This is a genomic window from Grimontia indica (assembly GCF_000333895.2).
Lineage (GTDB): Bacteria > Pseudomonadota > Gammaproteobacteria > Enterobacterales > Vibrionaceae > Enterovibrio > Enterovibrio indicus.
Map to the genome: position 1 here is coordinate 1 of NZ_ANFM02000045.1, position 25,429 is coordinate 25,429.

Annotated in this window: 25 protein-coding genes, 1 tRNA gene and 1 riboswitch; of the genes, 4 read left to right on the forward strand and 22 right to left on the reverse strand. The window is 50.8% G+C overall.

The genetic code is table 11. The features are described from left to right. Positions 1–135 precede the first annotated feature (135 nt). Positions 136–3,285, reverse strand: coding sequence for an EAL domain-containing protein (locus D515_RS21310; protein ID WP_002541577.1), 3,150 nt, complete (start codon positions 3,283–3,285; stop codon positions 136–138). 120 nt (positions 3,286–3,405) lie between these two features. On the opposite strand from D515_RS21310, the gene asnC reads away from it, so the two are divergent. Continuing rightward, positions 3,406–3,867, forward strand: coding sequence for a transcriptional regulator AsnC (gene asnC / locus D515_RS21315; RefSeq protein ID WP_002541578.1), 462 nt, complete (start codon positions 3,406–3,408; stop codon positions 3,865–3,867). A 69-nt stretch (positions 3,868–3,936) separates the two neighbouring features. On the opposite strand, the gene hemB is transcribed toward asnC, so the two are convergent. From hemB to rmuC, 9 genes are all read right to left on the reverse strand, one after another. Continuing rightward, positions 3,937–4,992 (reverse strand): porphobilinogen synthase, encoded by a 1,056-nt coding sequence (gene hemB, locus D515_RS21320; RefSeq protein WP_002541579.1) that lies wholly within the window; start codon positions 4,990–4,992, stop codon positions 3,937–3,939. 48 nt (positions 4,993–5,040) lie between these two features. Beyond that, a complete protein-coding gene (gene tatD, locus D515_RS21325) occupies positions 5,041–5,820 on the reverse strand; it encodes a 3'-5' ssDNA/RNA exonuclease TatD (protein ID WP_002541580.1) in 780 nt (259 codons plus the stop codon). Positions 5,821–5,897: 77 nt separating this feature from the next. Further along, positions 5,898–6,659, reverse strand: coding sequence for a Sec-independent protein translocase subunit TatC (gene tatC / locus D515_RS21330; RefSeq protein WP_002541581.1), 762 nt, complete (start codon positions 6,657–6,659; stop codon positions 5,898–5,900). A 35-nt stretch (positions 6,660–6,694) separates the two neighbouring features. Next, a complete protein-coding gene (tatB, locus tag D515_RS21335; protein ID WP_002541582.1) occupies positions 6,695–7,057 on the reverse strand; it encodes a Sec-independent protein translocase protein TatB in 363 nt (120 codons plus the stop codon). A gap of 3 nt (positions 7,058–7,060) precedes the next feature. Next, positions 7,061–7,294 carry a Sec-independent protein translocase subunit TatA gene (tatA, locus tag D515_RS21340; protein WP_002541584.1) on the reverse strand — a complete coding sequence of 78 codons (234 nt, stop codon included), beginning with the start codon at positions 7,292–7,294 and terminating at the stop codon, positions 7,061–7,063. Positions 7,295–7,377: 83 nt separating this feature from the next. Continuing rightward, positions 7,378–9,012 (reverse strand): ubiquinone biosynthesis regulatory protein kinase UbiB, encoded by a 1,635-nt coding sequence (gene ubiB, locus D515_RS21345; RefSeq protein WP_002541585.1) that lies wholly within the window; start codon positions 9,010–9,012, stop codon positions 7,378–7,380. Next, positions 9,009–9,632, reverse strand: a complete 624-nt coding sequence (locus D515_RS21350; RefSeq protein WP_002541586.1) for a ubiquinone biosynthesis accessory factor UbiJ — start codon at positions 9,630–9,632, stop codon at positions 9,009–9,011. Before D515_RS21350 ends, ubiB begins: the two co-directional genes overlap by 4 nt. Before the next feature lie 10 nt (positions 9,633–9,642). After that, positions 9,643–10,422, reverse strand: coding sequence for a bifunctional demethylmenaquinone methyltransferase/2-methoxy-6-polyprenyl-1,4-benzoquinol methylase UbiE (gene ubiE / locus D515_RS21355; protein WP_039850464.1), 780 nt, complete (start codon positions 10,420–10,422; stop codon positions 9,643–9,645). 120 nt (positions 10,423–10,542) lie between these two features. Next, positions 10,543–12,063 (reverse strand): DNA recombination protein RmuC, encoded by a 1,521-nt coding sequence (rmuC, locus tag D515_RS21360; protein WP_002541588.1) that lies wholly within the window; start codon positions 12,061–12,063, stop codon positions 10,543–10,545. A gap of 139 nt (positions 12,064–12,202) precedes the next feature. On the opposite strand from rmuC, the gene D515_RS21365 reads away from it, so the two are divergent. After that, positions 12,203–13,084 (forward strand): DMT family transporter, encoded by an 882-nt coding sequence (locus tag D515_RS21365; RefSeq protein WP_002541589.1) that lies wholly within the window; start codon positions 12,203–12,205, stop codon positions 13,082–13,084. Here D515_RS21365 and tsrA read toward each other — a convergent pair whose 3' ends face one another. Beyond that, complete coding sequence (tsrA, locus tag D515_RS21370) at positions 13,085–13,375, reverse strand: H-NS-like global regulator TsrA (protein ID WP_002541590.1); 291 nt, start codon at positions 13,373–13,375, stop codon at positions 13,085–13,087. Between the two features lie 230 nt (positions 13,376–13,605). Continuing rightward, a complete protein-coding gene (locus D515_RS21375; protein WP_002541591.1) occupies positions 13,606–14,802 on the reverse strand; it encodes a multidrug effflux MFS transporter in 1,197 nt (398 codons plus the stop codon). Positions 14,803–14,902: 100 nt separating this feature from the next. On the opposite strand from D515_RS21375, the gene D515_RS21380 reads away from it, so the two are divergent. Beyond that, on the forward strand, positions 14,903–15,874 hold the full coding sequence (locus D515_RS21380) for a LysR substrate-binding domain-containing protein (protein WP_002541592.1): 972 nt from the start codon (positions 14,903–14,905) through the stop codon (positions 15,872–15,874). Between the two features lie 48 nt (positions 15,875–15,922). Then, entirely contained in the window at positions 15,923–17,710 is a 1,788-nt protein-coding gene (locus D515_RS21385) for an aminopeptidase P family protein (protein ID WP_002541593.1), read from the forward strand. 33 nt (positions 17,711–17,743) lie between these two features. On the opposite strand, the gene D515_RS21390 is transcribed toward D515_RS21385, so the two are convergent. The 10 genes from D515_RS21390 to D515_RS26385 form a co-directional block, all read right to left on the reverse strand. Beyond that, positions 17,744–18,112, reverse strand: coding sequence for a hypothetical protein (locus tag D515_RS21390; protein WP_239644008.1), 369 nt, complete (start codon positions 18,110–18,112; stop codon positions 17,744–17,746). 131 nt (positions 18,113–18,243) lie between these two features. Next, a complete protein-coding gene (gene thiH, locus D515_RS21395) occupies positions 18,244–19,356 on the reverse strand; it encodes a 2-iminoacetate synthase ThiH (RefSeq protein ID WP_002541594.1) in 1,113 nt (370 codons plus the stop codon). An 11-nt stretch (positions 19,357–19,367) separates the two neighbouring features. Continuing rightward, positions 19,368–20,138 (reverse strand): thiazole synthase, encoded by a 771-nt coding sequence (locus tag D515_RS21400; protein WP_002541595.1) that lies wholly within the window; start codon positions 20,136–20,138, stop codon positions 19,368–19,370. Between the two features lie 2 nt (positions 20,139–20,140). Next, the gene (gene thiS, locus D515_RS21405) at positions 20,141–20,341 is read right to left on the reverse strand and encodes a sulfur carrier protein ThiS (RefSeq protein WP_002541596.1); all 201 of its coding nucleotides are present in this window, start codon (positions 20,339–20,341) and stop codon (positions 20,141–20,143) included. After that, the gene (locus tag D515_RS21410) at positions 20,325–21,137 is read right to left on the reverse strand and encodes a HesA/MoeB/ThiF family protein (RefSeq protein ID WP_002541598.1); all 813 of its coding nucleotides are present in this window, start codon (positions 21,135–21,137) and stop codon (positions 20,325–20,327) included. The genes thiS and D515_RS21410 overlap by 17 nt, the downstream gene beginning before the upstream one ends. Next, positions 21,109–21,780, reverse strand: a complete 672-nt coding sequence (gene thiE / locus D515_RS21415) for a thiamine phosphate synthase (RefSeq protein ID WP_002541599.1) — start codon at positions 21,778–21,780, stop codon at positions 21,109–21,111. The genes D515_RS21410 and thiE overlap by 29 nt, the downstream gene beginning before the upstream one ends. An 8-nt stretch (positions 21,781–21,788) precedes the next feature. Next, positions 21,789–23,702: a phosphomethylpyrimidine synthase ThiC gene (gene thiC / locus D515_RS21420; RefSeq protein WP_002541600.1), complete on the reverse strand. Its 1,914-nt coding sequence runs from the start codon at positions 23,700–23,702 to the stop codon at positions 21,789–21,791. Positions 23,703–23,800: 98 nt separating this feature from the next. Further along, a riboswitch (TPP riboswitch) is annotated at positions 23,801–23,899 on the reverse strand. Positions 23,900–23,948: 49 nt separating this feature from the next. Next, on the reverse strand, positions 23,949–24,332 hold the full coding sequence (gene crcB, locus D515_RS21425) for a fluoride efflux transporter CrcB (protein WP_039850471.1): 384 nt from the start codon (positions 24,330–24,332) through the stop codon (positions 23,949–23,951). 269 nt (positions 24,333–24,601) lie between these two features. Beyond that, positions 24,602–24,678, reverse strand: a tRNA-Trp gene (locus D515_RS21435). Between the two features lie 86 nt (positions 24,679–24,764). Beyond that, positions 24,765–24,899 carry a hypothetical protein gene (locus D515_RS26385; RefSeq protein ID WP_002541604.1) on the reverse strand — a complete coding sequence of 45 codons (135 nt, stop codon included), beginning with the start codon at positions 24,897–24,899 and terminating at the stop codon, positions 24,765–24,767. Positions 24,900–25,429: the final 530 nt, after the last annotated feature.

Below are 25,429 nucleotides of genomic sequence, written 5' to 3' on the forward strand. Positions count from 1 at the left end.
CCCGAAGGGTTCTGCTCTAAGCGTTTTATGCTTTGTTGAGGTGTGTTTGCTTAGAATAACTAGGCGGCACACACCTCGCCGCGCCTAAAACGCTTATAGCGAGAACAAAATTTAACCACCAAAGGTCAACAGCCCCTAGAGCGCCGCTTCTTTTTCATCGGCCGCCGCTTCGAGGATAAGCTGCTCCATCGGCTTCGGCACACTGAAATAATAACCTTGGGCATAATCCACACCGAGGGAACGTAGACGCATCAGAATGGCATCATTTTCGACAAACTCTGCCACGGTTTTCTTGCCCATCTGAGTCGCCAATTGGTGAATCGCCCTCACCATGACATAGTCGGTTTCATCCTCGGCGATATCCCGCACAAACTGGCCATCAATCTTGATGATATCGACAGGTAGGCGCTTGAGATAACCAAATGATGAAAGCCCAGAGCCGAAATCATCCAGCGCAATGGTACAGCCTAATTGCTTGAGCTTTTTAAATAGCTCTATCGCGTCACTGAGGTTACCGATCGCCGCCGTTTCGGTGATTTCCAGACTGATCGATGTACTTGGAATGGTGCTGGTTTTGAGCGCTTCAATCAGGAACTGGATAAAACCTTCATCGCTCATGGAGCGGCCGGAAAGGTTGATCGACACCATACCGACAGAATCGACATATTCAGGGTAACGCTCAAACCACCCCAAGGTTTTCTCAATCACCCGCTTATCAATCAAATGCGCCATGTTGTAGCGCTCAGCAGCCGGGATGAACTGCCCCGGTGCCACGTTCTCCCCTTTGGTGTCGCGCATCCGCACCAAGACTTCGAAATACAGTTTTTCTTTCAGACGGGACGTCACGCTGACAATCGGCTGGGCATAAACTTCAAATCGGTCTTCCGCCAGTGCCGCATGAATTTTGCTGACAAAGGACATTTCCCGCTCATGACGGCGCAGTTCCTGATCGTCCGGGCGATAAAGGTGAACCCGGCTGCGGCCATCATGCTTGGCGGCATAACAGGCTGTATCAGCCTGAGCATGCACCTGCTGAGGTGTGCCCGCGGTTTTATCCAGCATACGGATGCCAACAGAACATCCCAACGCAAGACGGGTATTCTTCCAGTAGAAATCAAGCTCGCTCAGCGTATCGAGAATTTTCCTTCCCTGATCCAAGGCATCCTGCTCATTGCAGTCATAACAAATCACCGCGAACTCATCACCACCAAGACGTGCCAACGTCGCACCAATTGGAAGCAGCTCTCTGAGCACTTGCGCCGTTTGTTTGAGCGCTTCATCACCTGCTTCATGACCCACGGTATCGTTAATAACGCGGAACTGGTCGAGATCGATGTAGAACATGGCGTGCGTGGCACCGTTTTCAGTCAAAGTGCCCAGTACATCAACCAATCTGGCTTCAAAGTAGTTCCGGTTCAGCAAACCAGTCAGGAAATCATGTTGCGCCTGATAACGAAGCTGTTGCTCCATTCGGCGGTTTTCCGTGATGTCCTCTCCTACTAATAAAAGCTGGGATTGCACCTGAGTCGAGCGGATGCTTTCACGAATCCAACGCTCTTTGCCGTCACTGGTGCGGTAGCGGATCTCACGGCGACGGATCCCGAAGCGCTCCCGATCTTTCCCATTCAAAAGGCTTCTCGGCGGTAAGCTGCCGTCGGCATAAAAGTCTGTCACTTTATGTCCGAGCATATGGCGCTTTGAAAAGCCTAACCATTCGGTGGTGCACTGGTTGACGGACTGGATTCGCGATTGCTGATCGATGGTCAGCAGCATTACAGGCTGCTGTTCATAGAGCATGCGGTATTCCACCTCGCTACGTTGAAGCTTCTGCTCTGCCAGTTTTCGCTGGCTGATATCGCGGGCTTCAAACAGAATTTGCGCGTCGGCATGGCTATGATCCGGTAAGGCTTTGAGCGCCACGTCCAGAATCACTTCGTTTTGCTGCTCCGACAAAAGACAAACTTCAAAGCGGCTCGCCTGTCCTTCAATCAAGGATTCAAGGTGAAGTTTTAGCCTGTCAGCACTGAGCCATTCTGACCAACGCCACAGTGGCAAGAAGCCGCGATTGCCAAACTCGGGAAACAAACGCTGGAATGCACCATTGGCGGAAATAACGCGTCCCTGATAATCCAACAACGCAATGTATTGGTGACTTTGATCAAACACACCTTTGAACAGTGCCCGGCTTTGCGCCAGCGCCCGCTCACCCTGTTTCTGGCGGTTCATATGCTTGGTGAGAATGCCAATGATCACCATGGCAATAAACATGATGGCGAGGCTACTTAGCACTGCATCTCGGTTGGCTTGCCAAAAAGAAGGCGGCTGGTTGTTGATGGTGGCTTGAGGAAACTGTCTTATGTCGATATGACGCTTTTTGGCGACATCGTATTCAAAGATAAGCTGATTGGCGTCAGAAATAATCTTTGGCATTTCACCACTGTTTAGCGCTTCAATCAGCAAGCCTGCCTGTACCTTTCCATGGTGTTCGCCATCCACCATGATGCCGCCAACAATGCCGTAAGGCAGCATAAAACTGTTCGCGCCGTAAACCGGCACCGTGGTCGCTTGCGTGACTTTGGTGAGCAAATCGCCATGCTCCATAAAGTCGCCATTGGCATCTTTGAAGAAGGAGACAAACAGAATCACATCGCCCTCTTCCAGCGCGGCGCTCTGCTCAACCAGCTGCTCAAAGCTCACTTTGTGCATGCGGCGAATCTCCACTCCCATATCCTGAGCGCTATCCAACTGACGTGAGATAGCCTGCCAGTACTGGCGGCTGGAATAAGCATCATCCAGTGCTAGCCAAACACGTTCAGTGTCAGGGTGAAGGTTTTTGATCAACGAAACGTTGGCCGGCACGTTAATCAATTCTTCAACGCCACCGAGCATATTAATGTTCTGATACGGCTCTAGACTGGCACTGTTCAAACCGGAAAACACCACGGGCACATTGCCAATTTCTTCAGCAAGTTCGTTGACCAGCCAGAGCGCGGCATTATCTGTGGTCAGCACGGCATCGTATTGATGCTCTTCAAGGCGGGTAAGATAGAGACGCTTCAATTCTTCATGATAGTCAGGGGATTGGATTCGCTTGGTATCGAGATAGGTATGCTCAACAACAATGTCCTGCCCTTCAACACCTTTTTCGATTCCGCGTACAATGGATTCCGTCCAGAAAAAGTCCGGATGGTAGGAATGAATGGCGAGAACCTGATAGGCTGCTAGTGCTGCGCCGCTTTGAAGAAAGAGAACAGTAACAAAAAGCCACTTAAATATTTGGCGCATAGAATGAAGTTGAGCTGTCTTAATTCTGTATCAGTTGTACCACACGGTATTGGGAAGGCTATCAATTGGTCAAGTTTCATGCACGGAAACTGCGGGTAACATGGAGTTTAGTGAATCGCTATGAATGAAATTGCAAAATTAGATGATTTAGATCGCCAAATTCTACGAACCCTGATGGCGGATGCCAAAGTGCCTTATGCGGAAATGGGGAAACGTTTTTCTGTCAGCCCGGCCACAGTGCACGTGCGGGTTGAAAAGATGAAATCGGCGGGCATCATCACCGGCACCGAAGTTTTGGTGAACACCAAAGCGCTCGGCTACGATGTGTGCTGCTTTATCGGCATCAACCTCTATGCCGCACGGGACTACCACTCGGCGCTGGAAAAGCTTCAACAGCTTGATGAAGTGGTGGAAGCCTATTACACCACGGGCGCCTATAACATCTTCGTCAAACTGATGTGCCGCTCGATTGAAGAGCTACAATACGTGCTGATCGATAAGCTTCAGGCGATTGATGAGGTGCAGTCGACAGAAACTCTGATTTCCCTGCAAAACCCCATTAAGCGAAATGTCGCGCCTTAATTAAAATACTCCGGCGTCCAGAGACAAAAATGCCAGCAAATCGCTGGCATTTTTTCATCGTAGGTCAGCTTATTCAGCCTCTTCCTGATTCGGCAGATCAGGGATTTCCATCTGCTGCTCTTCGGCCAGCCAACGCGCTACGTCTTTGGCAAAGTACGTCAGGATGCCGTCTGCACCAGCGCGCTTGAAACACATCAAGGATTCCATCACGGTTTTACGCTCATCAAGCCAACCATTCATGGACGCCGCTTTGTGCATCGCGTACTCACCGGAAACCTGGTACGCAAACGTCGGCACCTTTAGCTCCGTCTTCACGCGGCGAACCACATCAAGGTATGGCATGCCAGGTTTGACCATCACCATGTCCGCGCCTTCATTCACGTCCATCGCCACTTCATGGATGGCTTCGTCGCTGTTGGCAGGATCCATCTGATAGGTTTTCTTGTCGCCGCCTTTGAGGTTAGCAGCTGAGCCGACCGCATCACGGAACGGGCCATAGTATGCCGACGCATACTTCGCCGAGTACGCCATGATTTGGGTATGAATGTAGCCCGCCTCTTCCAGCGCTTCACGGATAGCACCGATGCGGCCGTCCATCATATCTGACGGTGCCACGATATCTGCGCCCGCTTCCGCATGGGACAAGGCCTGCTGGATAAGCACCTGGGTGGTTTCGTCATTGAGCACATAACCATCTTCGTCGGTCAGACCGTCCTGACCCGACAAAGTGTATGGGTCGAGTGCGACATCAGTGATCACGCCCATTTGTGGTACGTGCTCTTTCAGCAAACGCACGGCGCGCTGCACCAAACCTTCCGGGTTATGCGCCTCGTCAGCAGTGGCTGATTTAAATTCTTTCGGCACTACAGGGAACAAGGCAATCGCAGGCACGCCCAGTTTTGCCAGATATTCTGCTTCGTACAGCATAAGATCGATGGACAAACGCTCAATGCCCGGCATTGACTCTATCGCTTCACGACGGTTTTTCCCCATCAGAATGAACATCGGGTAAATCAGATCGCTGGCGGAAAGCTGGTTTTCCGCCATTAGGCGGCGGCTGAAATCATGTTTGCGCAGACGGCGCATACGACGGGCCGGAAACGCGCCCTGAATGGATACGGTCACGGTATCCTCCTTAATCCAAGTGCTTGAGCTTTGACAGCATCATAGCGGTTACAGTCCAAAGAATCGACGGGTGTTGAGGGTGGTTTGTGTGATCAACTGCTCAGTGTCCTGCTGACGTAATGCAGCAATTTCTGATGCAATATGAGGCAAATAGCAGGGTTCATTGCGACGGGATTTGGGTTTTGGCTTGAGATCCCGCGGCAAAAGATACGGTGCATCGGTTTCAATCATCAGCTTGTCATCAGGGATGAGTGGCACAATGGCACGCAAGGCTTCACCGCGCCTTTCATCGCACACCCAGCCAGTAATGCCGATATAAAGTCCAGCTTCCAAGCATGCTTTCAGCTCCTCCTCAGAGCCCGTAAAGCAGTGCAACACGGCACCCGGCAACTTATCAAGATAAGGCGTCAGAATGGCCATAAAGCGTTCATGGGCGTCACGGCAATGAAGGAACACGGGCATGTTGAGCTCAACGGCGAGTTTAAGATGCGCTTCAAACACTGCCTCCTGCTGCGGTCTTGGTGAAAAGTCGCGGTTAAAGTCGAGCCCGCACTCACCAATGGCTACCACTTGAGGCTGATGGGCTAAAGCGCGGATAGATGGCAGCGTCAAATCGTCCACGGTTTTGGCATCGTGGGGATGAACGCCGGCGGTGGAAAACGCAAAACCCGGCAGTGATGCGGCCATAGCGGCAGCCTCTGGACTGGATTCCAGATCCGTCCCTGTCAGCACCATAGCACTGATACCGGCTTCTTTGGCACGCGACAGGACGTCTTCTCTGTCTTTGTCGAACTGACTGCTGGTGAGGTTCACCCCAATATCAATCACGCTCAATCCTTTTCATTTGATCTGAATAAGAAAAAAGCCAGTGTATCACTGGCTTTCTGGTTCAGCACACGCTCAGATTAACCCTGGCTTTGCTCTTCATTCTCTTCGTTTTCTTCGCCGCGCGGTTTGTAGAAGCGGGAGAAGAACAGGCCGACTTCAAACAGCAGACACATAGGGATCGCCAGAAGTGTCTGTGAAATGATGTCTGGTGGTGTCAGCAACATACCGACCACAAACGCCGCGACGACGATGTATGGGCGCTTCTTACGCAGATCATCAGGCTCAACTGCACCCGTCCAGGTCAGCAGCAAAATCGCTACCGGGATCTCAAACGCCAGACCGAAGGCCATAAACAGTGCCAGAATAAAATCCAGATAGCTGGCAATGTCTGTGGCTATCTGCACATCTACCGGCGCAATCGAGGTAAAAAAGCCAAATACCAGCGGGAAAACCACGAAGTAGGCAAACGCCACACCGCAATAGAACAACAGTGAGCTGGAGGCTAACAGCGGGAATATCAGCCGCTTTTCATGTTTGTACAGACCCGGGGCAATAAATGCCCAAACCTGATAGAGGATCATCGGCACTGCAACAAACACCGACACCACTAAGGTCAGCTTGATGGGCGTGAAGAAGGGCGAGGCCACATCCGTCGCAATCATGCTGGTTCCTTCCGGCAACTGGGAAACCAGTGGCTCGGAAATGAAGGTGTAAATGTCGTTGGCAAAGTAAACCAGTGCCAAGAACACCACCAGCACAGCCAGCAATGCACGCAGCAGACGATCTCTCAGCTCGGTAAGATGGCTGATGAGCGGTTGGGTATCTTCAACAGATGACATAGTTTCTCGACAAAAACTGAAGCCCGGATAAAACCTTACTCGGTTTTATCCTTGGTTGGGCTGGAAGCATTGGCAGCGTCTGCAGCAGGCTCACTTTCGCTTTTCGGGGCGTAAGGGCGCTGAACATCTTCCGCTGCTTTTTTTAGCTCATCTACAGACTGTTGCAGATCTGGTGACAGGTTTTGCATACCCATCTGCTCGGCTTTTTTCAGGTTCTCCTGAAGCTCCTGGATTTTCAGCTCTTGTTCGAGCTCATCTCTCACGGAGCCTGCCATTCTACGCGCTGCACCCACCCATCGGGACACATTGCGGATGGCCACAGGTAAACGTTCGGGGCCGAGCACTACCAGACCGACAACAGCGATCAGGATCAGCTCCCAAAAACCGATATCAAACACGGATTATGCCTGCTCTTTGTCTTTCGCTTCGCTTTTTTGAGCTGTGTTGCTGCCTTTCTCTTCCAGTTTTTCCTGGCCGAAATCAGCATCTTTTTTGTCTTCATCAGACATGGCTTTCTTGAAGCCTTTTACCGCCGAACCCAAGTCGCCACCGATGTTACGCAGCTTTTTGGTTCCGAACAGAAGAATAACGATGACTGCTACGATCAGCAGTTGCCAAATACTAATACCACCCATGCTAGTGTTACCTCTGCGTTATGTGGTGAATAAAAAAGTAACCGGAGTTTATCCCCTCAATGTTACAACTTATTTCTTTAATTTCACTTATTAAATGCGCGCCATGCAAATAACCAGCTAAACAGCGCGGTGCCACCGGTCAACTGAGGTAAAAGTTCTACCTGATTGCTATACAGTATGGCAGAAGTCACCAGCAGCGTAGCGCCAACGCCCATCAGGAAACGGGCTCGGTTTTGCTGCTTACGCGCCAGCATAAATTCGCGGTACATGGCATCCATTCGTTGGTTAACCTGACGGCCTTGCTTGAGGCTGTCGTAAACCAGCTCTGGCAGCTCGGGCAGTTTCTCCGCCCAGAACGGCGCTCTTTCTTTGATGGCATTGATCACAGCCTGAGGGCCGACCTGACGTGACATCCAATCTTCAAGGAACGGCTTGGCGGTATCCCACAAATCCAGTTGCGGATAAAGCTGGCGCCCCAACCCTTCCACATAAAGGAGTGTTTTTTGCAGCAGAACCAACTGAGGCTGCACTTCCATGTTGAAGCGGCGCGCAGTGTTAAACAGGTTCAGCAGCACATGCCCAAATGAAATATCGCACAATGGCTTTTCGAAAATTGGCTCACACACGGTACGGATAGCAAATTCGAACTCATCGACATTGGTATCGTGCGGCACCCAGCCTGAATCGACGTGCAGTTCGGCCACTTTGCGGTAGTCACGGTTGAAGAAGGCGAGGAAGTTTTCCGCCAGATAACGCTTATCTTCACGGTTCAGCGTGCCAACAATACCGCAATCCAGACCAATCCACTGTGGGTCTTCCGGGTGCTCGTAGGAAACGAACACGTTGCCCGGGTGCATGTCTGCGTGGAAGAAACTGTCGCGGAACACCTGGGTGAAGAAGACCTGCACGCCGCGCTCAGCCAGAAGCTTGAGATCGGTGCCGTTGGCTTTCAGCCCTTCGATATCAGACACCTGAATGCCATAGATGCGCTCAGACACCATCAGGCTCGAGCGGCAGTAATCGCTGAACACTTCCGGTACATAGAGGATATGATCGTTTTCAAAGTTGCGGCGAAGCTGAATCGCATTGGCGGCTTCACGCATCAAGTCCAGCTCGTCGAGCAAGGTCTTTTCATACTCACGGACCACTTCCACCGGTTTTAAGCGTCTTGCTTCTGGTAGGAAACGCGCCACCATCCGCGCCATGCGGTACATGAGTTTGATGTCGGCCTGAATGACAGGAAGGATGTCAGGACGGATTACCTTGAGCACGACTTCGCGGCCGTTTTCCTTCAATGTCGCAGTGTGGACCTGCGCAATCGAGGCGGACGCCAGCGGGGTTTCGCTGAAATCGTCAAACCAGTTTTCCAGCGGCCCCCCAAGGGCTTTTTCCATTTGTGCTTTGGCAAGCTTGCCGTCAAACGGTTCAACCTGGTCTTGCAGCAGAGCAAGCTGGTCGGCAATCGCAGGTGGAAAAAGGTCACGGCGGGTAGACATCATCTGGCCGAACTTGATCCACACTGGACCCAGCTCTTGAAGTGCCAAACGCAGGCGCTCACCGAGTTGCTTGTCCTGATGCTGATTCTTCATCCAGAACAGCATTTTACGCATCAATTGCGGGCCACGGGTTATCGGCTGGTCCGGCAACAGCTCATCCAGCCCATAACTGAGCTGGACTTGGGTAATTTTGTAGAGGCGGCGGATTTCGCTGGGTGTCATGCGCTCTCCACCTCAGCCAATTTCTTTTCGAACGCTTCAAATCGAGCGGACAGGCGGGAGGCTTGACTTTGTACATCGTCGACCTGATCGGCAAAGTAAGCCACTTCCAGCGCCCCCGGCGCCAGTCGCCATTCTTCGACCACCAGTTCACCGACATAACGTTGGTTACGCTCGGTCATCTGCTTGAGAAATGCCAACCCTTGCTGGGCACCTCGAACCAGGGTGTGTGCGACCACATCTCCGGTGTAATGCGAGAGCCACTCTGCGATATCCGGGTTAAGGCCATTCAGAAGATTGGAAAACTGCTGGGCGACATCGATATCACCGTCCAGATGCAATTTGTCTTCTTTGATGAGTTTGGTCAGGTTGGCTTTGTCTTTCAGCTGCGGGGCAACGGAAATGGCCAACGCCAAGTCGCAATCTGCGTCACCTTCAAAATCCGCCAGTACATCGATTTGCTGACTGAACACAAACACCAACTGCTTGTTGATGCCTGTCAGGCGCACACGCAAGACTTTGCCTTTGAGCCTCGCTAAGCGACGTTGACTCTCCACATCCTGCTTGAGCAGGGTGTTTAAGCTGGTCTCAACAACGGCGGTGACTAATGGGTCTAATGGCATTCCCGACCCCTTAGAATTTGTAGCCGCGGTGCAGGGCAACAATACCACCGGTCAGGTTGAAGTATTTGGTTTGCTCGAAACCTGCCTCTTCCATCATGCCCTTCAGGGTGTCCTGATCGGGGTGCATGCGGATAGATTCAGCCAAATAACGGTAGCTTTCGCCGTCATTCGCGATAATTTCGCCCATTTTCGGCAGTAGGTGGAAAGAGTAAGCATCATAGACTTTTGACAGCGGCTCAACGATTGGCTTGGAGAATTCCAGCACCAGCAGACGGCCACCCGGCTTCAGTACGCGGTACATTGAGCGCAGTGCTTTGTCTTTGTCAGTGACGTTACGAAGACCAAAACCAATGGTGATGCAATCAAAGTGGTTATCAGGGAATGGCAGCTCTTCTGCGTTCGCCTGCACGTAATTCACGTTGCCGACGATACCCAGATCGCGCAGTTTGTCGCGACCGACATTCAACATGGAGTTGTTGATGTCTGCCAACACCACCTGACCTTTCTCACCCACGATGCGGGAGAATTTAGCCGTCAGATCGCCAGTACCGCCAGCCAGGTCGAGGACACGATGGCCCGGGCGCACACCGCTGCAATCAATGGTAAAGCGTTTCCAGATACGGTGAATACCCATGGACATCACATCGTTCATGATGTCGTACTTTGCCGCCACATTGTGGAAGACGTTGGCAACCATACCGGCTTTCTCATCTTTAGCGACGGTCTTGAAGCCAAAGTGGGTGGTATTCTGTTCCGCGTCTTGCGTCACGCCCTGTGTCATATCTGTCATTATTAACCCCTGAGTAACACCGGGCCGGAAAAGAAGAAAACGCCCGATATTTTGCGCTTAGTGTACTTTACATACTCAAACAACCACAAGAAACGCTTAGTGCGCCAAGTGACTGTCCGTTTAATCCTTTGAGACGGGTAAGGTCACAACATCATCATTCTCTTCTGTCGCATCTCTTTTCAGCATAGCCGGGCTGATATCGCGCTTCACTTCCACACCCAGCGTTTTAAAGCTCTCCGCCTGACGCAGAATATTGCCGCGCCCACTGGAAAGCTTGTTCACCGCGTTTTGATAGCTGTCTGACGCTTTATCGAGTGCCGAGCCCATGGCTTCCATGTCCGATACAAACAGACGAATTTTGTCGTAAAGCTTGCCAGCTTTTTCTGCAATAACACGGGCATTCTGGTTCTGATGCTCAAAGCGCCACAGATTATTGATGGTGCGGAGAGCCACAAGCAAAGTGGTTGGGCTCACCAACATGATGTTGTGGTCCAGCGCTTCTCGGATAAGGGAAGGCTCAGCTTCGATGGCAATCTGGAACGCGGGCTCGACAGGGATAAACATCAGCACATAATCGAGGCTTTGGATGCCATGGAGCTGATGGTAATCCTTGCGGCCAAGACCACGGATATGACCACGAATGGCGGCAATGTGTTCTCGCAGTGCGCTGTCTTTATCCACCAGCGATTCCGCATGGTAGTAACGTTCATACGCCACCAAGGCCATCTTGGCATCAATCACCACATCCTTTCCTTGCGGCAAGCGTACGATGACGTCCGGCTGGTAGCGTTTACCCTGTTCGTTCTCAAGGCTGACCTGAGTCTCGTATTCATACCCTTCACGAAGGCCGGATTCTTCCAGCACACGGGCAAGAACCACTTCCCCCCAGTTACCTTGCTGCTTGTTGTCGCCTTTGAGTGCCTGAGTCAGGTTCACTGCTTCTCGGGTCATGGCTTCATTAAGCTGCTGGAGGTTTTTGATTTCATGCACCAGGGTGTGGCGCTCTTTGGCCTGTTCGCCAAAGCTGTCACTGACCTGCTTACGGAAACCTTCCAGCTCGTTTTTTAAAGGACTCAAGAGAGATTCGAGACTTTGGCGATTTTGTTCATCCACAGTGCGGGTTTTGTGGTCGAAGACTTTGTTGGCGAGCGCCTCGAACTGAACACGAAGACGCTCTTCCGCGCCTTCCAGCAGTTTGATTTTCTCTTCTGCGGCTTCGAGTTGCTCTTCAGTGCGGGTTTGCTGCTCGCGAAGGGTCAGCTCCAGTGCGGCCTTGGTATCACGAAGGCTCTCAACAGTATCGGCCAATTGAGCTTTTTCGACGCGCAGGGTTTCCATCTGGCGCAGCTTTTCTGCCGCTGCCGCGAGCTTGCCATATTGAGTGCGAAGCTCAGAGCTTAAGCGATCACGTTCCAGATCCATGCCATCAAGCTCATCCTGCAAGGTCTGGTTTTCGCTCTTCAGCCGACCAATCTCAGACTGGCTGTGTTTTTCATCAGCTTCCCGCAATTGCTCATGCAAGTCCTGCAGATTTTGTTTTGCCATACGATGGTAAAGCGCCGCCAATAAAGCTGTGAGACCTGCGCCAGCCCCTGCTGCCATCCATACCAGACTGTCTGAAAACAGCGCTTCAAGCTGCATGCCGATACCCTTTTATTTCCAATACGCTAACTGTATTGAAGGCTAATCAGACACTGGATAAATGTCCAGCTTTTCTATTGAGCAGATCTTGCTCTAGACTGCCGCATTCTCTCCCTCATTTTTTATAAGTGATTCTCCTATGAACGACCGCCTTGCGATTAGCTACGGATTGGCTGCGGTGCTCCTTTGGTCGACCGTCGCGACGGCTTTTAAATTTACCCTGAGCTATATGACTCCGATTCAGATGCTGGCTGCCGCCAGTGTGGTGTCGGCAATTTCTCTGGCTGCGGTGGCAGGCTTTCAGGGCAAATTGCATCTGTTAACATCTACCTTTGCCAAACGACCGCTGTATTACCTGCTGCTCGGGCTTATCAATCCGCTGATTTATTATCTGGTGCTGTTCAAAGCTTATGATTTGTTGCCCGCTTCTCTCGCGCAGCCATTAAACTACAGCTGGGCGATCACCCTGACGCTGATGGCAGCGGTATTCTTAGGCCAGAAAATTCGTAAACAGGACTGGATTGCGGCGGCACTGGGTTATGCCGGTGTGGTGGTCATTGCCACCAAAGGGGATATCTTTGGCCTGCAATTCGACAGCCCACTAGGTGTCGGATTAGCGCTGCTTTCCACGGTTTTGTGGGCGGGTTACTGGATTTTGAACGCAAAAAACCAAGCCGATCCAGTAATTGGGCTGCTGCTTGGTTTCTTACTTTCTTTGCCGTTTTCGATTGGACTTAGCCTGTACACCAGCGACTGGAGTGGCATTCCATGGCAAGGCTGGGCGGCGGTGACCTATGTCGGTCTGTTCGAGATGGGCATTACTTTTGTGCTTTGGCTTAATGCCATGAAGCTTGCCACCAACACCGCCAAGATCAGTAACCTGATCTTTATTTCACCTTTTATTTCGCTGATCTTGCTGTCGCAAATTATTGGAGAACAAATTCATCCAACGACCCTTATTGGTCTGGTGATGATTGTTGTCGGTTTGCTGATTCAGCAGCGAAAAGGGAAAGCGAAATAATCAGGCGCTGCGCTGCGCGAGGTAGTCGCGCAGCTCATCGACAGAAATACCGTCGTTTGCCAGCTCTTGCGCCAATTCCAGCACACGCTCACCTTTGCGCTCATCAATCACTTTATTGAACTGGTGTACCAGCTCGCGAAGACCACTGATTGGCACCTGACGCGCGGCGCTTTTTACGCGCTCTTCACTCATGCCGCTCAATTCAGTGAGCAATTTACCGAACATCATTTTTTCCGGAGATTCTTCTAGCATCTCCAGATGACGAGCTAATTCAATTGTCGACATCGACATAATATTTAACTGCCTGTGTATGTATTTACGAAGGAGTGTGCGAACAGCCTTTGATTTGGCTGGCACCCCGAAATCGGGAAGATCTGAGAAATTCGCACACTAAATATACTTCCCAAGCCAAATAAGCAACAAAAAAATACCCGCTAATGAGCAATTAACGGGTAAATGGTGGAATAACGGTTGTCGAGACCGTCGCGCTTTTCGCGTCTTATTAGTGAATTCGCTAAGTTTTACGCTTCTGCGGTATGCCAGCGTTTACCTTTCGACGACCACAGCAGCAAAAGGCCTGGTGCCAGCAGCAACATGTGAAAGACCAGAAGGTGTGGCTCAGAAAGACCTGCACGTTGTGTCAGGCTGACCAGCACACCTGCGCCACTCATCTGGAAAAGGCCCAACAAAGCGGCTGCCGTGCCCGCGCGCTGACCAAACGGCTCCAGCGCTTTACCCGCCGCTGAGCCCAGAATCCAGGCAAAGCCAAATGATGACAGGAATACAGGCACCATAAATGCCCAAGCCGCTTGTGTGGTGCTGAGTACTGCCATCAGGCCACCTGCAAACACCAATAGCAGCATGCCCGCATTCAGGGTTTTACGGCTGCCAAATTTATCCATGACTTTTGGCGCCGTCATGGATGCCGTGATGTTCAGCACCGCATTGATACCAAACCATAGGGTGAATTGCTCCATGGTAAGACCAAGACCATTAATCAGGCGAACTGGTGCTGAGGTGACGTAAGCCAAAATAACCGACATCGCCAGCATACAAAGCACCGCGTGATACACAAACACTGGCTCTTTCAAAACTTGCCAGTAACGCGAAGGGCTCAGCAGTTTACCGCTGCTGTCCGTGTCTGTCGGACGGGTTTCACGGAACAGGGTCAATACCAGTACTAAGGCCACCAGCGCATACGCCATCATAAAGCTGAAGTTTGAACGCCAGCCAAACTGAGCAGTTAGCCATGCCCCCAAAAGCGGTGCCAGCGCAGGAATGAAACAGATAGCGCCGTTAAGGTAGCTGATCATCTGCCCGCTTCGTTTACCGCCAAAACTGTCACGCACGGCAGCGAATGCACACACAGAAGTTGCACAAGCGCCTGCACCTTGCATCAGACGGGCAAAAAGCAGCGCATCCAGCGAGCTTGCAACCCAGGCAAAGCCCGAGCTCAAGCTGTAAATCACGATACCAGCTATCGCGACTGGCCGGCGACCATAGCGGTCTGCCAAAGGTCCTGCCAGAAGCTGGCCAAGACCCAGACTTACCATAAACCAGGAAATAGTGTCCTGAATTCGGGTAGAGGCCACATCAAACTCTGCCGCCATCAGTGGCATCGCAGGCAAGTAAATATCGATTGCCAGTGGGCTGAACAGCACCAGCAGGACCATGAGGGCCACAAGTCGGCTATCAGGCTTGGAAGAAGGGGTAGACATAAAGAACTCCTGATGATTTGAGGCGGAGTGTAGTGGGATTTTGATATGAACAAAAATGGTTTATATTCAGGTCAGACATTCCCATCAGGAATAATACTGAATGAACCTCAACCAACTGCTTCGTTACGATCTCGGCCTGCTTATCTGTCTTCATGTGTTACTGGAAGAAAGCAACGTCACCCGGGCTGCGCAGCGTCTTCATCTCAGTCAATCCGCAGTCAGTAAGAACCTCGCCAAGCTTCGCGAACAGTTTGATGATCCCTTGTTTAACCGCACTTCCCGTGGCCTTTACCCAACGCCGAAAGCCTTGTCATTAAAACCGGGACTGAAAAGCTTGCTAGGGCACATTGAAGGGCTGACAGTCTCTGATGAATTCAACCCGGCAACCAGCGATCGCCGTTTTCACTTCTCACTGGTCGAAAGTGCCTATCCCCTGCTTCTTCCCCGATTTTTAGGTGAAATCCTCGACGCAGCTCCCTCAATCACGCTGGATACTCAGGCATGGAGCGGGCAAACTTTCGACGCCATGGCACGTGGTGAGGTAGATTTTGGCATTACGGGAAAAGACCTTAACCCTGCTGACGCCATGCTGACGATGATGCCGCCGAAAGGCATCATATATGAGGAGCTCTATCAGGATGAACAACGGGTGATAGTGAGAAAAGATCACCCCGTGCTAAATGAAGCAAAATGGGATTTGGATACCTACCTGAAACAGCGACACGTTCAGGTCAGGTGTGATGGTAGCGATCGCTGGCTGCTTGACTATAAACTTGCAGAGCGGGGCATTGAGCGCGACATCGCAATGTATGTACCGGATTTCAACAGCGCGGCGAGCCTTTGCACCCATACCGACCTGGTGTTTACTGCGCCGGCGCATTTTGCAGCAGCCGTCGCTAAGCAACTCAATTTACACGTGTTGTCATTACCAACACCTTTACCGCCCATGGCATATACCCTGTTCTGGCATCAAAGTCAGCAATCCGATCCTGGTCATAGCTGGTTACGGCAGCTGATTATTTCACGTTGTCGACATATGACAGAAATTGCAGCGGCAGATGAAAACAGATAGCTTAGACAACCAAAGACCCCTACACGATCACCCAAATAAGGACGAAGAATGCACGCCATTATTGCGCAGCGCGTCGATGCATTGAGACGCTGGCTGGAAGAACAGGCACTGGACGCTCTGATCATTCCTCATGAAGACGAATTTCTCGGCGAATACATCCCCGAGCACAATGAACGCCTCCTCTGGGCGACCGGTTTTACTGGCTCAGCGGGCGCGGCTGTTATCGCGCGAGACAACGCCGCGATGTTTGTTGATGGCCGCTACACGGTACAGGTACGCAAGCAAGTGCCTGGTGACATTTTCGAATACCATCATCTGATTGAAGAGCCTGCCCTGCAATGGCTGCAAGACAACTTGCCTAAAGGCAGCAAAGTGGCCGTTGACCCGCGCCTTCACAGCGCCAACTGGCTGGCTTCTGCGGAGAAACAGGTCGAGGGTAAACTGGATTTGGTGTGTGTAGATACCAACCCGGTCGATACTGCATGGCATGATCGTCCTGCTCCCCTGCTAACCGATGCAAGGCTGATGGGCACCAACATTGTGGGTCAAAACAGCGAAGATAAACGCCGTGAAATCGGTACTGCGATTGCTAAATCCGGCGCTGATGCAGCGCTTTTAAGTCAACTCGACAGCATCTGTTGGCTTCTGAATATCCGTGGTGGCGACGTATCACGTCTGCCCGTGGTGCTGGCCAGCGCTATCGTCAATGCCAAAGGCGAAGTCACTCTGTTTATCGACCCTACACGTCTGCCTGAAGGTTTCTCAGCGCATGTGGGCGAAGGCGTATCGGTTCAAGCTCCAGAAGCACTGGAGTCGGCTCTGGCGGCACTATCCGGCCAGTCTGTGTTGGTCGACCCGCAAACCAGCAATGCCTGGGCAAGTCAGGTACTGAATCAAAACGGTGCCATTATCGTTCACGCTGCAGACCCATGCATGCTGCCAAAAGCAGCCAAAAACGCGATCGAAGTTGATGGTATGAAAGCAAGCCATGTCCGCGATGGCGTGGCAGTCAGCCGTTTTCTTGCCTGGCTGGATAAAGAAGTCGCCGCGGGCAATCTGCCAAACGAAGCTGAGCTTTCTGACAAGCTATACAGCTTCCGTGAACTCGATGAAACACTGGCAGATTTGAGCTTCGATACTATCTCAGCAGCAGGTGGCAATGCAGCTATGTGCCATTACAACCACCTGAATCAGCCTGAGCCGGGCGAGCTTGAGCTCAACAATGTCTATCTGGTGGACTCAGGCGGTCAATATCCGGATGGTACGACCGATATCACCCGCACTGTTGCGATTGGTGAGTGTTCCGACGAAGTGAAGCAAGCCTTCACTCTGGTACTGAAAGGCCATATCTCTCTGGCAACTGCACGTTTTCCGAAGGGTACCGCTGGTAGCCAACTGGATGCGCTGGCGCGTCAGCACCTGTGGGCTAACGGCTTCGACTACGACCATGGCACAGGCCACGGAGTAGGTCACTTCCTAAGCGTCCATGAAGGCCCTCAACGCATTGCCAAAGCGCCGAATACCGTTGCGCTGTTGCCAGGTATGGTGTTGTCAAATGAGCCAGGCTATTACCGCGCTGATGCCTTTGGTATCCGCATCGAAAACCTGGAGTTGGTGGTAGAAGTGCCAACCCAGGGCGACATGACTGTACTTGGTTTTAAGTCATTAACCCGCGCACCAATCGATCGCCGCTTGGTGGATGTATCACTGCTGACTGACAGCGAGATTGCCTGGTGGAACGATTACCACCAGAAAGTGTGGCAGGATGTTAGCCCATCAATGGAAGGGGAAGACTTGGCGTGGCTTAAGCAGGCAACTGCTCCAATTTCAAATTAGTAAAGTTTAAAAGGGCTCTTTCGAGCCCTTTCTTTACAAGTTTGTAGGAGGGCCTTCAGCACATCTATCAGCGTTATAAAATTCATAGCTTCCGCCTCGACCTTTTGCCCAAACATTCACTATAAAGCCGCGATCAATATACCACTCCAGCCACTCACATGCAGTTTCGTAACCATATTGTCGCATACCAATTTTATCCCACTTGTAGCCACTCTGAATTTGATGGCTCACGACAATAAATCCATCATCATCCACAGTTACTGCATCGTACTTGGACAAGGAGCGTTTCGCGGACTTAATATCAAACTCGCTCGCTGAAGGCTTGTAAGGGCTTGACTCAATTGTCGATGTGCACGAAGCGACAATAAAGGCAAAGGACATAGATAGAACTACTTTTTTCATTATTATCTTCCTTGATAACCAACTGAAAATCTTTACCAGTCTAGCGCGGTGAAACCCCTTAGCCACATAAAAGTCAAGATTTTTACAAACCATCTTATATTTGAGTCAAGACTATTAAGGACACTATCGTCTCATCCAGAGTATCCCTGCTCCCAATCCTTCCAAACCACTTCAAAGCCCGCTGCTTTTACTGCATTAGCTACAGCACTCGCGCTACGTTCGTCCGAAACCGAAAACTGCTCCAGTTCAGGCTCATCATCGGCGTAACCGCCAGGCTGAGTTTTCGAGGCTGCTGACATCGAAGTGATCCCAAGTGGCAGCACTTTATCACGAAATTCAGGCGACTCTCGGGTCGATAGAGAAAGCTCCACTTCTGAGTTAAGTAACCTATAGGCACAGATAAGCTGAACCAGCTGTCGGTCCGTCATCACCGACTTTGGCTGTACCGCCCCCTCACAAGGACGTAGCCTTGGAAAGGAAATCGAGTAACGGCTTCGCCAGTAGGTGCGCTCCATATACTCAAGGTGACTGGCGACAAAGAAGCAATCCGTTCGCCACTCATCCAGTCCAATCAGAGCCCCAATGCCAATCTTGTCGATCCCTGCTTGGGCAAGTCTGTCAGGGGTATCAAGACGGAAAGCAAAATCCGTCTTGTTACCACGCAGATGATGTTCGGCATAAGTCGAGCGATTATAGGTTTCCTGATAGACCATCACTGCATCCAGACCCAGACCTTTAAGCTCAGCATAGTCTTTCGTTTCCATGGGTTGTACCTCCATGGCGAGATAGCTGAAATGCTGCTTAATGGCAGGCACTGAGGTTCGAAAGTAGTCCATCCCCACTTTGGTTTGATGCTCACCAGTTACCAAAAGAATGCTATCGAAGTTCATTGCTTTAATCGCTTCGCACTCACGCTCAATGTCATCCAATGACAGGGTACGTCGCTTGATACGGTTTTCCATTGAAAAGCCGCAGTAGGTACAAGCGTTGGCGCAAAGGTTCGACAGATAAAGCGGCACGTAGAAATTGACCGTATAGCCGAATCGACGCCGGGTCAGCGCTGCAGCTTGCTGCGCCATCGCTTCAAGGAAGGGCTCCGCAGCGGGCGAGATCAGCGCCTTGAAGTCTTCCAAGGTCCGCTTTGGCTTAGCCAATGCCCGCTGAACATCCGCTTCCGTTTTGCTGTAAATCGAGAGACGGATATCATCCCAATTAAGCGTCTGCCAATGATCAGAAAAAGCCATATCTCCTCCCGTCACGCCAGCTCATCAAGAAAAGCGGTGAGTGGACTGGAAGCGACGGCTTGTTTTACCTGACCTGCTAAGCCAGCCTCATACGCCATGCGTCCTGCTTCTACAGCTAACTTGAATGCCTTAGCCATCGCAACAGGGTCGGCTGCCGCAGCAATGGCTGTATTCACCAGCACCGCATCTGCACCTTTTTCCATCGCTTCAGCAGCATGGGAAGGGGCGCCTATTCCAGCATCTACCACCACTGGCACTTTGGCCTGGTCGATAATGATGTCGAGAAAATCTCTTGATGCCAGCCCCTTATTGCTGCCAATAGGCGCACCGAGCGGCATTACGGCCGCACAACCAGCTTCTTCCAGATGCTTACAAAGCACAGGATCGGCATGGCAATATGGCAGCACCACAAACCCCTCTTTGACCAGTGCTTCAGCCGCTTTCAAGGTTTCAATCGGGTCAGGCATCAGATATTTGGGATCAGGATGAATTTCGAGCTTCAGCCAGTTCGTTCCCAGCGCCTCACGGGCAAGTCTTGCCGCAAAAATGGCTTCCTTCGCTATTTTTGCACCCGACGTGTTAGGTAACAGATTCACGCCCGACGCAATCAGCGGCGCCAGAATGTCATCATCACGCTTTTGGATATCGACACGTTTTAGCGCCATGGTAACTAACTCGGAGCCACTTTCGGCGATACTCTCTGCCATCACCTGGGTACTTGAGAACTTTCCTGTTCCGGTAAACAGGCGAGAGGAAAATGTTTTATCTGCAATTTTCAACATGGTTAACCTCCGGCAATGGCCTGAAACATAGCGACCTGAACACCCTCAGTCAGTGGTGTAGATTGCCACTGGCTACGGGGGATAATTTCACCGTTCAGAGCTATCGCTACCGACTGTTCAGGCAGAGATAATTCACCCACCAATGCCAGCAAATCGCTGGCAGTTTTTGGCGAGTAGGCTTCATCATTAAGCCAGATCTGCATGTGAGATCTCCTTATTTAGAAGTGCGCGAGGCTGACAAATGGCACATTCAGGATCTCGAGCAACCAGCATCTTTTTGAGCGATAGTGACTGTCCGTCAAGCTGATAAAAGTTTGCAGGTACAGATTCGCCCATCAGCAACTTCAGCGCTTCTAAAGCCTGAAAGTTGCCAATAATGCCCACTACTGGCCCTACAACACCTGCACTCTGACAGTTTCGCGATTGCGCATCCTGATGGGAGGGAAATAGGCAGTGATAACAAGGTGAGGAAGAAGCTCTGAAATCGAAAGTCATCAGCTGACCTTGCCAACCAATACCAGCACCGGCAATCAATGGCTTGCCCAGTTTCACACAGGCGGCATTCACCGCCTGCCTGGTTGCCATGTTGTCACTGCAATCAAGCACGATATCGGCAAGGGAAACTTCAAGCTCCAGCGCCATTCCATCTAGCTGACGAGTGACGGGACGACATTGGATGAGGCTATTCAACGCATTTAGTTGTTCACCCAGCGCTTTCGCCTTACCTTTGCTCAAGTCCTTTTCACGATAAGCAATTTGCCTCGGCAAGTTTGAACGCTCCAGCACATCACCATCAGCCAGCACTAACTGTCCGACTCCTGCCCCAGCCAAATACTGCGAAGCCGCAGTTCCAAGACCACCACACCCCACTATCAGTACTTTGGCTTGGGAAAGTTTCAGTTGCGCCTCTTCGCCCCAGTTATCCAACATGATTTGGCGACTGTAACGGTCAAACTCACAGTCTGACAGACTAGCTTTGTTCGACGACGATACGCTCATTTCTCGCCTCCTCTGTAAGCACCTCAGCGAACGATTGAAGCGTTGCCGCCAAGTCACAGGACTGGGTGACTGCCCGCACAACGGCAATCGCATTCACGCCGCTTTGCCAAACTTCTCGGGCTTTAGCGAGATCAATACCACCAATAGCCACTGTCGGTACTTTCCCTGCTACTGTCGCTAAATGCTTCGACAACTGCGCTACGCCCTGGGGTGGAGTAGGCATCTGTTTGGTTGGTGTTGGGAAAATATGGCCTATAGCCAAATAGCTCGGGTTAAGAGATAAGGCTAATTCCAGCTCATCAGATGTTCGGGTAGACACACCAAGGCAAATGCCAGCAGTGGCTATCGCATCCAGATCCGCCAATTTCAAATCGTCCTGACCCAGATGAACCCCATATGCGCCTGCATCGAGAGCCTTTTCCCAGTGATCGTTGATAAATACCTGAGCCTGACAGATGCGCCCACAAGCGACAGCCTCTTTGATCATGGCATCAAGATTAGGATGATTGGCGTCTTTAACCCTAAGCTGCACTGTACGCACACCAAAAGCCAGCAAACGCTTCAACAGGGCAATATCATCAACCACCGGATAGAGAGGGCCTATGCCCCCGTCCATCCTTGGAAACACGGGAGAGGTGTTCATAGCACCTCCTACGCTTTCTGGTGGTAGAGTTCGCTGCCTTTAGCAAGAAATTCCGCCGATTTTTGCTTCATGCCTTCAAGCGGATCTTCCAACATTTTCACTTCGATGCCTTCGCCTAGATCAAGGCCTTTGGCATAATCACGAACTTCATGACTGATTTTCATTGAGCAGAATTTAGGGCCACACATAGAGCAGAAGTGCGCCACTTTGCCCGACTCCTGTGGGAGAGTTTCATCGTGATAAGCGCGCGCAGTATCTGGGTCGAGCGCCAGGTTGAACTGATCTTCCCAACGGAATTCGAAGCGCGCTTTAGACAACGCATTGTCACGTACTTGAGCCCCAGGGTGTCCTTTCGCCAAATCAGCCGCGTGAGCACAAAGCTTGTAGGTAATCAGGCCGACTTTCACGTCATCTTTATTCGGAAGCCCTAAATGTTCTTTTGGTGTCACGTAGCAAAGCATGGCACAGCCAAACCAGCCAATCATCGCCGCACCAATACCGGAAGTGATGTGGTCATAGCCTGGAGCAACGTCTGTCGTCAAAGGTCCAAGCGTGTAGAAAGGCGCTTCGTGGCAATGCTCTAACTGCTCTTCCATGTTTTCTTTGATCATGTGCATTGGCACGTGGCCCGGGCCTTCAATCATCACCTGAACGTCGTACTCCCAAGCCACCTTGGTCAACTCACCAAGAGTGCGAAGTTCTGAGAACTGAGCTTCGTCGTTAGCATCGGCAATAGATCCCGGACGCAGACCATCACCCAACGACAATGCCACGTCATACTTCGCACAGATTTCACAAATCTCGCGGAAGTGGGTGTAGAGGAAGCTTTCCTGATGATGTGCCAGACACCACTTGGCGATAATGGAGCCGCCACGGGAGACAATGCCGGTAACACGTTTAGCTGTCATTGGTACGTAGCGCAGCAGCACACCAGCGTGGATAGTGAAGTAATCAACACCCTGCTCTGCCTGCTCAATAAGAGTGTCGCGCATCACTTCCCACGTTAGGTTTTCAGCGATACCGTTTACTTTCTCTAGTGCTTGGTACATAGGAACAGTACCGATTGGTACGGGGCTGTTTCTCAGGATCCACTCGCGAGTTTCATGGATGTTTCGACCGGTCGACAAATCCATGACCGTATCCGCGCCCCAGCGAGTCGACCACACCAACTTCTCGGTTTCCTCTTCAATCGATGAGGTGACTGATGAGTTACCGATATTTGCGTTCACCTTCACCAGAAAATTGCGGCCAATGATCATTGGCTCAGATTCAGGGTGGTTAATATTGGAAGGAATGATCGCGCGGCCTTCCGCAACTTCTTTACGAACAAATTCCGGCGTAATTTCTTTTGGAAGGTTAGCACCAAAGTTCTGACCTGGATGCTGACGGTTCAGTTGCTCATCTGCATATTGCTGGCGACCCATGTTTTCACGAATCGCGATGTATTCCATTTCAGGCGTGATGATACCCTGACGTGCATAGTGTAGCTGGGTAACACACTGCCCATTTTTGGCTCGACGCACGGACGGTAGATTACCAAAACGAAGCTCATCCAGTGTGTCATCATCCAAACGTGTCTTGGCAAAGTCTGACGTCACTCCATCAAGAAGTTCAGTATCACTGCGCTCTTCTATCCAGCGTTCACGCAGCTTTGGCAGACCCGCATAGATGTCAATTTCGTAGTCAGGATCGGTATACACACCAGAGGTGTCATAAACACGAACTGGCTCATTTTCTTCAAACTGAGGATTTTCTTTAGTACCACCAATGAGGCTTGGTGCTAGGGATATTTCACGCATGCCCACCCGGATATCTGGACGGGAGCCTTCTACATGAACTTTAAGAGAGTTAGGAAAGGGTTGTACCGACAGGTTGTCGATAAAGGCTTTTGCTTCGTTTCTGGCTTGTTTACGGTTCGACATAGCATTACTCCAATATATTTTTGGGAATAAATGCTTGCCGGATTTGCTGAGCAAGAGGTGTGGCGAAACTTATGGATATGGCTATCCCTGAACACCACTATTGTTGTTCTCTTGTTCCCTTCGCAGGTATTAGCCTGATCAGGTTCAACGGATCCTGCTTTCGCAGTCTCAGCCAAATGGCACTCCGACAAGTATCAGCGAACGAGTATAGGGAATGCTTTCCGTTATCTCAACCACTCAAAGTGATTAACCGCGCATTAACAACTGAAAGCCTGCCCAAGCTGCAAAAATACAGACAACGACATTAAGCACAACATTCAGGCCCATTTTGAACCACTCACCCTGTTGAAGCAGCAAAACGTTATCCATAGAAAACGTGGAAAAGGTAGTGAGCGCCCCAAGGAAGCCAAGTCCAATAAGATGGCGCCAAGGGCCTGGAGAAAAAACTTCTTGCTCCAAGGCGGCAACGAGTAGCCCCATGATAAATGAGCCCACGACATTAACCATCAAAGTGCCATAAGGAAAACCGCGCCCTAGCATCACAGCGCATAGCTCGGAGATGAGGTAGCGAGAACAGGCACCAAATGCACCTCCAATCGCAATATAGAAGAGTAAAGCCGCTTGATTCATGGCGTTCAAACCCATGCTATCGAAAAACCAAGCTGACATGATACGCCTTAAAGAACCTATTCGCTAAGGCGATCTTTTAGCCAATTCAAATATTGAACTGAATGAGGGAACAGTAGATACGAAAAAGCCCCAGCATTTCTGCTGAGGCTTCGAATTTGGCGAGGGTGGTGGGATTCGATCGGACTGGCGCCCCAGCCCCCAACAATTGGCTCGCAGAGCCAAATACCATATATGAAAAAGCCCCAGCATCTCTGCTGAGGCTCTGAATTTGGCAGGGGTGGAGGGATTCGAACCCCCAACACGCGGATTTGGAATCCGCTGCTCTGCCAATTGGAGCTACACCCCTATACGCAAGCTATTCTAATGGTTATCAGTTAAATAGCCAGTGTTGATTGGGGAAAGCTAAAACAAGTGGACAGAATTCATACAAGGTTATGATTCTTCGGCGAGATTCTTTTGCTTGTACTTGTTAAATACCAACAAGGCAATCACCGCAGGCCCTGCAACCAAAGCTGCAATTGCACTACATAGCAATGTCATTTGAAGTAAAGCTGACAAATCATTCATCTGGTGATCCCTTTATCCCTGTTAGATAAGCTGATAATACCGCGATGGTATATAAAAAAAGTCTCAGTGATAAGAACCACTGGCAAGTATTCTATTCATTGCATAGATAAAAGTGAGAGAAGTTAACAATGATCACTCTGTGTATGCTTTTTAATACATTAGATGTAGGTGTTGTATCCCTATAAATCAAATTATTAGCATTTAACCACTCATTAATTGTGGACAGGTTTGTGTTTTGAGTTCCAGACAGGGGATGTGAAAAGCTCAAGGAAGATAAGCACCGAAAAAAGGCTCTTAGTGACTAGGCGCAAAAAGAAAACAAACACGCCGCTTAGATAATTCTACGCTTGAAAGCTTAATTATCATGCTTATTTTGGGGTAATTTCAGTTGGTTAGCGCGACGCTTTCAGAAATTGAAGAAGGCCAGTATCTCGCCCTAAAGTGCGAAGCACTTTTCCGGGTCACACATAGCAAAAAACCTCAGCATTTCGACTGAGGTTTCTTTAAGAAGTGGCGGAGCGGACGGGACT

Excerpts from the sequence above, each read along its gene's own strand:
- thiH (WP_002541594.1), bottom strand. The coding sequence starts at position 19,356 with ATGGCTTTTTCTGATCATTGGCAGACGCTTAATTGGGATGATATCCGT.
- D515_RS21390 (WP_239644008.1), bottom strand. The coding sequence starts at position 18,112 with ATGAAAAAAGTAGTTCTATCTATGTCCTTTGCCTTTATTGTCGCTTCG.
- tatA (WP_002541584.1), bottom strand. The coding sequence starts at position 7,294 with ATGGGTGGTATTAGTATTTGGCAACTGCTGATCGTAGCAGTCATCGTT.
- D515_RS21375 (WP_002541591.1), bottom strand. The coding sequence starts at position 14,802 with ATGTCTACCCCTTCTTCCAAGCCTGATAGCCGACTTGTGGCCCTCATG.
- D515_RS21380 (WP_002541592.1), top strand. The coding sequence starts at position 14,903 with ATGAACCTCAACCAACTGCTTCGTTACGATCTCGGCCTGCTTATCTGT.
- D515_RS21365 (WP_002541589.1), top strand. The coding sequence starts at position 12,203 with ATGAACGACCGCCTTGCGATTAGCTACGGATTGGCTGCGGTGCTCCTT.
- D515_RS26385 (WP_002541604.1), bottom strand. The coding sequence starts at position 24,899 with ATGAATGATTTGTCAGCTTTACTTCAAATGACATTGCTATGTAGTGCA.
- D515_RS21385 (WP_002541593.1), top strand. The coding sequence starts at position 15,923 with ATGCACGCCATTATTGCGCAGCGCGTCGATGCATTGAGACGCTGGCTG.
- asnC (WP_002541578.1), top strand. The coding sequence starts at position 3,406 with ATGAATGAAATTGCAAAATTAGATGATTTAGATCGCCAAATTCTACGA.
- ubiE (WP_039850464.1), bottom strand. The coding sequence starts at position 10,422 with ATGACAGATATGACACAGGGCGTGACGCAAGACGCGGAACAGAATACC.
- ubiB (WP_002541585.1), bottom strand. The coding sequence starts at position 9,012 with ATGACACCCAGCGAAATCCGCCGCCTCTACAAAATTACCCAAGTCCAG.
- D515_RS21310 (WP_002541577.1), bottom strand. The coding sequence starts at position 3,285 with ATGCGCCAAATATTTAAGTGGCTTTTTGTTACTGTTCTCTTTCTTCAA.
- thiS (WP_002541596.1), bottom strand. The coding sequence starts at position 20,341 with ATGCAGATCTGGCTTAATGATGAAGCCTACTCGCCAAAAACTGCCAGC.
- thiC (WP_002541600.1), bottom strand. The coding sequence starts at position 23,702 with ATGTCGAACCGTAAACAAGCCAGAAACGAAGCAAAAGCCTTTATCGAC.
- crcB (WP_039850471.1), bottom strand. The coding sequence starts at position 24,332 with ATGAATCAAGCGGCTTTACTCTTCTATATTGCGATTGGAGGTGCATTT.
- D515_RS21350 (WP_002541586.1), bottom strand. The coding sequence starts at position 9,632 with ATGCCATTAGACCCATTAGTCACCGCCGTTGTTGAGACCAGCTTAAAC.
- tsrA (WP_002541590.1), bottom strand. The coding sequence starts at position 13,375 with ATGTCGATGTCGACAATTGAATTAGCTCGTCATCTGGAGATGCTAGAA.
- thiE (WP_002541599.1), bottom strand. The coding sequence starts at position 21,780 with ATGAACACCTCTCCCGTGTTTCCAAGGATGGACGGGGGCATAGGCCCT.
- D515_RS21400 (WP_002541595.1), bottom strand. The coding sequence starts at position 20,138 with ATGTTGAAAATTGCAGATAAAACATTTTCCTCTCGCCTGTTTACCGGA.
- tatC (WP_002541581.1), bottom strand. The coding sequence starts at position 6,659 with ATGTCATCTGTTGAAGATACCCAACCGCTCATCAGCCATCTTACCGAG.
- rmuC (WP_002541588.1), bottom strand. The coding sequence starts at position 12,063 with ATGCAGCTTGAAGCGCTGTTTTCAGACAGTCTGGTATGGATGGCAGCA.
- D515_RS21410 (WP_002541598.1), bottom strand. The coding sequence starts at position 21,137 with ATGAGCGTATCGTCGTCGAACAAAGCTAGTCTGTCAGACTGTGAGTTT.